The following is an 8,466-nucleotide window of genomic DNA, read 5'->3' as shown; positions in this document are numbered from 1 at the left end:
CAGCGCGGCGAGGGCAGCAATGCCCGCTTCATCAACAATATCGCCATGGAGGCCGAGGACTGGTGCGATTCGCTCTTGGTCACCGAGGTCTTCACCCCCGCCGGCAACTGGTCGAGCTACCCGAGCCACCGCCATGACGAGGACGATTTCCCGCGCATCACCTATCTGGAGGAGACCTATTATCACCGCCTGAACCCGAAGGATGGCTGGGCGGTGCAGCGGGTCTATACCGATGACGGCAGCCTCGACGAGACAATGGCAGTGAAGGACGGCGAGGTGGTGCTGGTCCCGCGTGGGCATCACCCCTGCGGCGCGCCGCATGGCTTCGAGCTCTATTATCTCAACGTCATGGCAGGGCCGCGGCGGGCGTGGAGGTTCGTGAAGGCGCCGGAGGTGGAGCAGTTGATGAAATAATAGTGCCGCCAGAAAAGCGAGTGGCAGGCGCGCACGGGTCATTTTCAGGTTGATATGCCGGTTTGCCAGTCTTGGCCTGGCACAGAGGCTTGAACAGGATTGTCATCGGGGGCGACGGCACGTCGAAGGGAAGCTTTGGCCAGTGCCGTTGCCCAATTCCGAGTGATCCTCAGCGTGGAAATATCGCCGCTCATTCAATCTTTATCGCAATGGTGGAGCGAGTGCCTGAATAGAATCTGAAAGTTAAAACACGCATGATTTTGACAGATTTCTTCGGGAACTCTTTTGATATTTCTGGATCGTGTAGTTTATTGATTGATATTAGTGGTGATGCAAGAATATTTTCAATCATTGTCCTCGACATTTGTAACGTTTGTATGAATTTTATGTGAATATAGGGTTGTGCATTTGCAGCTGGAGGGGCTGCGAGTGATTATCACGGAGGAAGGGACAATGAAGAAATTATGCTGCGCCCTGGCGGCGTTCGCGCTGCTGCCAGGCCTCGTTTCGGCCCAGTCGATTTATCCGCTTGACCGGGCGACGATCCTTTCGGGATCCAAATTCGATTTCAAGGTCGAGTTTCCGACGATCGTCGCGCCCGAGGACATTCAGGTGCTCATCAATGGCGAGAGTTACGAGACGCTGTTGCGGGGCAGTGCCGAGTTCATCGAGAACGAGGACGACAGCAACGGCTCGACGCTCATCCTGCGCGACATCTCGGTCGATGCGCCGGGAAGCTATACGGTCGAGGCACGGGCAGGCGAGGAGGGCGCGACCGTGAACTGGGAGGTGTTCGGCACCCCGGCCGAGCGCAAGGCGAAGAACGTCATCTTCTTTCTGGGCGATGGCCTGACCGTCGCGCACCGCACCGCCGCGCGGATCATCTCGAAGGGCAATACCGAAGGCAAGGCGGATGGCCGCCTGGCGCTGGACGACCTGCAATACACGGCCCTGATCGGCACATCGAGCCAGGATACGATTCACAACGACTCGGCCAATACCATGGCTGCCTACATGACCGGCCACAAATCGGTGGTGAACGCGCTTGGTGTCTATGGCAGCCGCGCGGCCAGCAATTTCGACCACCCGAAGGTCGAGACCCTGGGCGAGGCGCTGCGTCGCACCACGGACATGTCGATCGGCATCGTCACGAATACCGAGCTTCAGGACGCGACGCCGGCCGCCGTCGCCTCGCATACGATCTCGCGCAACGACAAGCCCGAGATCACCGAGATGCTCTTCGCCATTCGGCCCGAGGTGATCATGGGCGGCGGCTCGGCCTATTTCCTGCCGCAATCGACGCCCGGGTCAAGCCGCAAGGACGATCAGGACTTCATCGCCAAGTTCCAGGAGGCGGGCTACACTCTGGCGACCTCTGCCGAGGAAATGCGCCAGGCGGCTGCCGATCATACCGATGGGAAGTTGCTGGGTCTGTTCCATACCGGCAATCTGGATACGACGCTGGACATCCGGCAGCTGAGGAAGGGCACGGTCGAAACCTTCCCCGACCAGCCGATCCTGGCCGACATGACCCAGGTCGCGCTGGACATCCTGTCGAAGAACGAGGACGGCTTCTTCCTGATGGTGGAAAACGGCCATACCGACAAACTGGCCCATGCGCTGGACTGGGAACGGGCGATCTATGACATGATCGCCTTCGATCACGCGATCGGCGTTGCCCGCGAATTCCAGCAGGCCAATCCCGACACGCTGATCATCGTGGTCGGTGACCACACGCATGGCATGTCGATCACCGGCACGGTGGATGACGACAAGCCGGGCGACGAGATGCGCGAGAAGGTCGGCACCTATCAGCGTGCGGGCTTCACCAATTATGTCGATGAGGATGGCGATGGCTATCCCGACAGCATGGATGTTTCCAAACGGCTGATGATCTATTTCGGGAACTTCCCCGATCACTATGAGACCTTCCGGCCGAAACTGGACGGGCCGTTCGTGCCCGCCGTCGCGGATGGCAACGGCAATTTCGTCGCCAACGAGGCCTACAAGGACGTGCCCGGCGCCGTGCTGCGCATCGGCAACATTCCGGCAAACGTCAATGCGGGCACCCATTCGATCGACGACGAGGTGTTGCAGGCGGACGGTCCCGGTGCCGAGAATTTCCGCGGCTACATGGAGAACTCGGACGTCTATCGCGTGATCGCGGAAGCGCTGGCGCTGGCGCCGCAGGCCGAATGATCCGATCATATCCCGTGGCCCCGGCTTGTCCGGGGCCGCGGGGCCTTCATGACCGCGACGGGGAGGAAGCGACATGACCACGACCGAACCTGCATTCCTGGATTTCGACGAGCTCTACAGCAAGGTCGGCGTTCTTGGGCTGGAGTTCTCGCCAAGGCTTGCCGAACTGGCGGGGCAGAGGGTGCGGATGCAGGGCTATCTTGCCCCCGCGCATCATGGCGAGCCCGGACCGCTGGTCCTGACCCGCGCGCCTTTCGCGGGCTGTTCGGATTGCGGATCCGGGCATGACTGGCCCGACGACAGCGTCTTCGTCTTTCCGACCGCCGCGCAGCCGGAATTTGCGCCCGGCAAGCTGACCGAGGTCGAGGGCGTTCTGGAATATGGTTCGCTGCGCCTTGCCGATCCGGATGTGCTCAGCCTCGTGCGGCTGCGCGATGCGGCCTGGCAGGACCGGTAGGCCGGGATGCCGATCATGGACGGCAGGCCCCTTCCGCTGACGGTGACCCGGCGCCGTGTGCTTGCGGCGGGATGTGCGGCGCTGGTGCCCGGCATCAGCCCGGCCGCGGCCCCCGAGCTTGCCTTCGATGAGCTTTACGCCCGGATCGGCGTGCTGGGGATGGAGTTTTCGCAGAAGGTGCTGGATCTCAACGGCCAGCGCGTGCGGATCACCGGCTTCATGGCGCCGCCGCTGAAGGCCGAGGCGGATTTCTTCGTGCTGGGAAAGGCGCCGATGGCGATCTGCCCGTTCTGTTCCTCGGATGCGGACTGGCCTGACGATATTCTGGTCGTCTATCTGAGGCGCAGGCAGACCTTCGCTCATCTGGCCGACATGATCGTGGTCGAAGGCGTGCTGGAACATGGCTCCTGGACGGATCCCGAGACCGGCTTCGTCAGCCTGCTGCGGCTGCGCGATGCCGATTACCGAAGGATCTGACCATGCTCGACCTGGAGATGGAAAACGTCGCCGTCCGCTATCCGGACCTTCCGCAGCCGGCGCTGGATCTGCCGCGGCTTCTGGTCCCGGCGGGCAGCAGCCTGGCCGTGACCGGGCCCTCGGGCGCCGGGAAAAGCACCTTCATCAATGTGATCACCGGGCTCGAGCGTCCCTCTGCGGGTGCGGTGCGCTGGAAGGGACAGGATATCGCCCGGCTTTCCGAAGCGGCGCGGGATCGCTGGCGGGCGAGGAATGTCGGGCTGGTCATGCAGGAATTCCATCTGTTTCCGGGTCTCGACGCGATGGAAAACGTGCTGCTGCCCGCCCGTTTCCGCCATCCGCGCCTGCCTGCCGGGTTTCGCGACCGGGCCGCCCATCTGCTGGCGCAGGTCGGTATCGGGACCGGCAGGCGCGGCGTCGAGACCTTCTCGCGCGGCGAGATGCAGCGCGTCGCCATCGCGCGGGCGCTGCTGGCCCGGCCCGGCGTGATCGTCGCCGACGAGCCCACGGCCAGCCTCGACGGCGAAAGCGGGGCGGCGGTCTGCGCGTTGCTGACGGCGCTGGCAGGAACCGAAGGGGCGACGCTGATCGTCGTGACGCATGACACCGCCCTGTCGGGGCGGCTCGACCGGCGCATCGTCCTGACGGGAGGCCGCTGCACCGGGGACAGCGCCATGGAGGCCGCATGATCCGTTTCATCCTCGCCGATCTGCAGCGGCTTCAGGCCGGCGCGATGATCGTGGTGCTGCTGGTCGCCTTCGCCACGGCCCTGGGCATGGCGGTGCGCATCGAGGAACGCGCGCTGCGGCTTGGCAGCGCGCGGGCGGCGGATCGCTTCGACGTGGTGATCGGCGCGCCAGGCAGCGAGACGCAGCTTGTGCTGTCCTCGATCTTCCTGCAGCCCTCGCCGCTGGCTCTGGTTTCGGGCGATGTGCTGAAGCAGTTGTCCGAGGACCCGCGCGTCGATCACGCCGCGCCCGTCGGCTTCGGCGACTCCTATCACGGCTATCCGATCATCGGCACGACGGCCGAATTCATCGAGAAGTCCGGCTTCCGCATCGAAGGCGAGGGGCGGAATTTCAGCGCCCTGTCCGAGGCGGTTGTCGGTGCGCGCGTGCCCATGGCCGTCGGCGACGAATTTAGCCCGCAACATGGCCTGGCGGGACAAGCGGCCGAGGAGCATCACGAGATGAGCTACCGGATCACCGGCCGGATGGAGCCGAGCGCGACCCCTTGGGACCGTGCCATCCTGGTGCCGATCGAGGGGGTCTGGCACGTCCACGGCCTCGGTCTCGGCCCCGGCGAGGAGGGGTATCACGATGGCCACGACCAGCATCACGAACACGATGACCACGACCACGATGAGGAACATGACCACGATGACGAACATGGCGAACATCACATCGAAGCCGGGCATCTGGGTCCGCCCTGGCCCTCGGACATGCCCGGAGTGCCGGCGATTCTGGTCAAGCCCAGGACCATCGCCAATGCCTATCAGATCCGCGGCGACTACCGGACCGAAACGGCCATGGCCGTCTTTCCGGGCGAGGTTCTGACCCGGCTCTACGCCACCCTCGGCGATGCGCGTCTGGTCCTGACCGCCATTGCCATCGGCACCCAGATGCTTGCCGGCACTGCCGTCATCCTCGTGACCATGGCGCATCTTTCGCAGCGCAGGCGCCAGATCGGGGCCTTGCGGGCCTTCGGCGCGCCGCGTCTGGCGGTCTTCGCCGTGGTCTGGTCCGAGTTGCTGATCGTCATCGGCCTGGGCGTCGCGGCGGGGATCGGACTGGGTTATGCCGGCGCCAAGGCGCTGGCGATCCTGTTCGCGCGCCAAAGCGGAATGGCCCTGCCGGTGACATTGGAAATGTCGGATCTTGCCTTCGCTGGCATGCTTCTGGCGGTGGCCGCGCTCATCGCGGTGGTGCCCGCCATCTACGCCTATCGACAGTCCCCCGCCGCTGCGCTGAGGGGGTAATCCGGGGCTGATCCTGCCTCAATGAGACGCAAGTGGCTTGGGCAGGCGAAGCTGTTCCCACTGGGCGGGTTGCTTCGCCGCAAGCTAGGGCGCGTTAACACTATTCTCTGGATTGGATGTGGTCTAACATGCTGTTATGAATGATATAACAGCTTCGCGATACGAGTTGATCCGTCCATATCTGCCAGTCCAGCGCGGCAATGTGCGGATCTCCAACCTGACGATGATCAACGCGGTGCTCTACGTCGCCGAAAACGGCTGCAAGTGGCGGGCGCTGCCGCCGCGGTTCGGAAACTGGCACACGATCTACACCCGGATGCGCCGTTGGGCCGAGGCCGGTGTGCTCGACCGGCTTTTCGCGGCCTTGCAGAAACACCGGCTGATCCGGATCCGGGTCGAATGTCTCGGCCTCGACAGCACCTCGGTCAAGGTTCATCCGGATGGCACCGGGGCACCGAAAAAAAGGGGCCGCAAGCCATCGGAAAATCCCGCGGAGGATGGAACACAAAGGTTCATCTGGTTGCCGCGGATGCCCGAACAGCCCTGACATTCAGCCTTTCCGGTGGACAGGCCCATGATGCGCCTGAGGGGTGCGCCTTGTTGCAAGGCTGGCGGAAACCGCTCACTGGCCTCCCGCTGCTGATGGACCGAGCCTATGAAGGCGAAGAAACCCGGCAGCTTGTTCTCGACCTGGGCTTCGAGCCCGTCGTGCCTCCGAAAACAACCCGCAAGGAACCGTGGGAATACGACCGAGAACTCTACAAGCGCCGCAACCAAGTCGAACGGCTGTTTCGCAGATTGAAGGGCTATCGGCGCATCTTCTCCCGCTTCGAGAAGTTCGACCTCATGTTCCGCGCGTTCCTCAACTTCGTCCTCATCGTCGATATGCTCAAGTGTTAACACGCCCTAGAATATTCTTATGAAGAGAATCCGATCTCCATGTGACGCCGTCAAGCGGTAATCCTAAGCTGCGAGCGACTGAAGCTTCAGCATGGTGTAGCGGCGCGCCACCTTCTGCCAAAGCTGGCGCGCCGCTACATCAGGCTGATCTGACCTTATCGTCATCAAGCGGGCGCGGGCGGCACATGCCGCCCGTATTGCGGCCGCTGGCAAGCTGCTATTGGTTCCGCCGATAGTCGGTTGCGCCCGGCGGCGGCACCTACGCCAGAATGCGCCGAACTACGATAGAAGCCACTGACCAAGCGGGCTGCAGCTTGTTCGGAGACAAACGCTGCAGCTGCATCAAGATCCAAAATGGACGGCTCAAGGGTCGACTATGGGGCCGCGATAGAGGTTCTGGAAGGACGGACTGGCTGCCGGCTTCGGAAGGCTGAACGGGCGCGGATAGCCGCCGCGAGTCTCGTGCCGGGGTGAAGGTCGCGGATATCGTCCGGCGGCATGGGGTGGCACGCTGGCAAATCTACGATTGGCGCAGGCAGCTGACGTCTGGCAAGCTCAGCCGGGGCTGTCTGATGGCCCGCGTCACGCAAGGGTGGATAAACGGCGGGCGGCTTTGAGGGAACAATAACCGGAAGCTGCCGTTAACGAACAAGGTCGGTACGGGAGGCAGCCATGATCCACCATGTCTCGGTTGGGACAAATGACGTTGAACGGTCAAAACGTTTCTACGACGCCGTCTTGCCCATCGTCGGCATCGTCCCGATGGCGGAAGACGAGGGTGGACTGGGTTACGGCAGCGGCACGTTTCACTTCAGCGTTCAGGTTCCGATTGACGGAAAACCTGCGACCGTGGGAAATGGTACCCATATTGCCTTTGCCGTCGAGGACCGTTCGATGGTCGATCGATTTTACGCAGCTGCATTGAAACATGGTGGCAGCGACGATGGCGCTCCGGGGCTGCGGCCGGATTACGATGCGAACTATTATGGGGCGTTCGTCCGCGATCCGGACGGACACAAGATCGAGGCAGTGACCTACTCCGCAAGATAGTCGCTGACGGAGGCGCCCATGACGGCCCGTCCCTATGCCATTCTCGAAGCCCCGTCATCGCTGCGCCTGGCGACCGACGGTGTGGAGCGCTTGCCCGACCGGCTCCCGAACCTCGGCCTCATGAAACGCCTCCATGCGCGCCATGCCCGGCGACTGGCAGTGCCTCCGGAGGGCCCGACGCCCGATCCCGAGACCGGCATCTTGAACGCCAGGGCATTTGCGGCATGGTCGCCCAAGCTCGCCGACGCGGTGGAAGCGGTGCCTGACGCGGGCCAGTTTCCGGTGGTGCTGGGCGGCGATTGCACGATCGTGCTGGGCTCGATGCTCGCCTGTCGTCGGCGCGGCCGCTACGGCCTGTTCTTCACCGACGGCAACGCCGATTTCTTCCAGCCCGAGGCGGAACCCGATGGTGAGGGTGCCTCGAAGGATCGCGCCTTCGTTACCGGCCAGGGTCCGTCGCTCGTGGCCGACATCGAAGGTCGCGGTCCTCTGGTCCACACTGAAGACGCTGTCGCGTTCGCGTATCGCGATCACCAGGATCAGGAGGAGCACGGCAGCCTGCCGCGCGGTGCGCGCAGCGAGGAGCATTACGGCGGATGGGATCGGGCGATTGTCTGAATTGCCCGAGTTGGGTGCCCATCCGGAGCAATGTCATGGTATTTGCCGCGGGGGCCGCGATCGTATGGAGCCCGCATGGCCCGGCAGAGGGATAGGACGCGAGACATGGTGCAATCAGGACGGTCCGCCCATCACCCGCCCAGCCGCGTGATCCGCGATTTCGGCCGTGCCGCGGGCGGGGCGCTGATCTTTTCGCTGCCGATGCTGATGACGACCGAGCTGTGGTCGCTCGGCTTCTACCTGGACCGGCTGCGGTTGCTGCTGCTGGTGGTGGCGAGCTTGCCGCTGCTGGTGCTGCTGTCGCGCCATGTCGGGTTCGAGCGCACCCGCAGCTGGCGCAGCGACATGTTCGACGCCCTGATCGCGCTGGGGG

10 protein-coding genes are annotated in these 8,466 nt (G+C 63.4%); all 10 read left to right on the top strand.

All coding sequences use genetic code 11. The annotated features are described in order from the left end of the window. A partial coding sequence (gene iolB, locus C9E82_RS23290) for a 5-deoxy-glucuronate isomerase (protein WP_122449405.1) occupies positions 1 to 414 on the top strand: 414 nt, incomplete at its 5' end. 453 nt (positions 415 to 867) lie between these two features. Continuing rightward, complete coding sequence (locus C9E82_RS23285; protein ID WP_119900888.1) at positions 868 to 2,613, top strand: alkaline phosphatase; 1,746 nt, start codon at positions 868 to 870, stop codon at positions 2,611 to 2,613. A gap of 73 nt (positions 2,614 to 2,686) precedes the next feature. Then, positions 2,687 to 3,070: a hypothetical protein gene (locus C9E82_RS23280; protein ID WP_119900887.1), complete on the top strand. Its 384-nt coding sequence runs from the start codon at positions 2,687 to 2,689 to the stop codon at positions 3,068 to 3,070. Positions 3,071 to 3,085: 15 nt separating this feature from the next. After that, positions 3,086 to 3,547 (top strand): hypothetical protein, encoded by a 462-nt coding sequence (locus tag C9E82_RS23275; RefSeq protein ID WP_119900891.1) that lies wholly within the window; start codon positions 3,086 to 3,088, stop codon positions 3,545 to 3,547. 2 nt (positions 3,548 to 3,549) lie between these two features. Further along, complete coding sequence (locus tag C9E82_RS23270; RefSeq protein WP_119900886.1) at positions 3,550 to 4,236, top strand: ABC transporter ATP-binding protein; 687 nt, start codon at positions 3,550 to 3,552, stop codon at positions 4,234 to 4,236. Next, positions 4,233 to 5,525 (top strand): ABC transporter permease, encoded by a 1,293-nt coding sequence (locus C9E82_RS23265; RefSeq protein WP_119900885.1) that lies wholly within the window; start codon positions 4,233 to 4,235, stop codon positions 5,523 to 5,525. The genes C9E82_RS23270 and C9E82_RS23265 overlap by 4 nt, the downstream gene beginning before the upstream one ends. A gap of 136 nt (positions 5,526 to 5,661) precedes the next feature. Continuing rightward, positions 5,662 to 6,425 (top strand): IS5 family transposase gene (locus C9E82_RS23260; protein ID WP_119900884.1). Its coding sequence is split into 2 segments (ribosomal slippage): positions 5,662 to 5,989 and positions 5,989 to 6,425, totalling 765 coding nucleotides; the frame shifts between segments, so codons are not numbered across the junction. A 672-nt stretch (positions 6,426 to 7,097) separates the two neighbouring features. Continuing rightward, the gene (locus tag C9E82_RS23250; protein WP_119900882.1) at positions 7,098 to 7,475 is read left to right on the top strand and encodes a VOC family protein; all 378 of its coding nucleotides are present in this window, start codon (positions 7,098 to 7,100) and stop codon (positions 7,473 to 7,475) included. 18 nt (positions 7,476 to 7,493) lie between these two features. After that, positions 7,494 to 8,093, top strand: a complete 600-nt coding sequence (locus C9E82_RS23245) for an arginase family protein (protein ID WP_205962237.1) — start codon at positions 7,494 to 7,496, stop codon at positions 8,091 to 8,093. Positions 8,094 to 8,198: 105 nt separating this feature from the next. Further along, a partial coding sequence (locus C9E82_RS23240) for a DUF2391 family protein (protein ID WP_119900890.1) occupies positions 8,199 to 8,466 on the top strand: 268 nt, incomplete at its 3' end.

This window comes from Paracoccus sigandri, from assembly GCF_003709565.1.
Classification (GTDB): Bacteria; Pseudomonadota; Alphaproteobacteria; order Rhodobacterales; family Rhodobacteraceae; genus Paracoccus; species Paracoccus siganidrum.
Note: the sequence above shows the minus strand (reverse complement) of the source record. Positions and strands in the feature narration are given on the sequence as shown.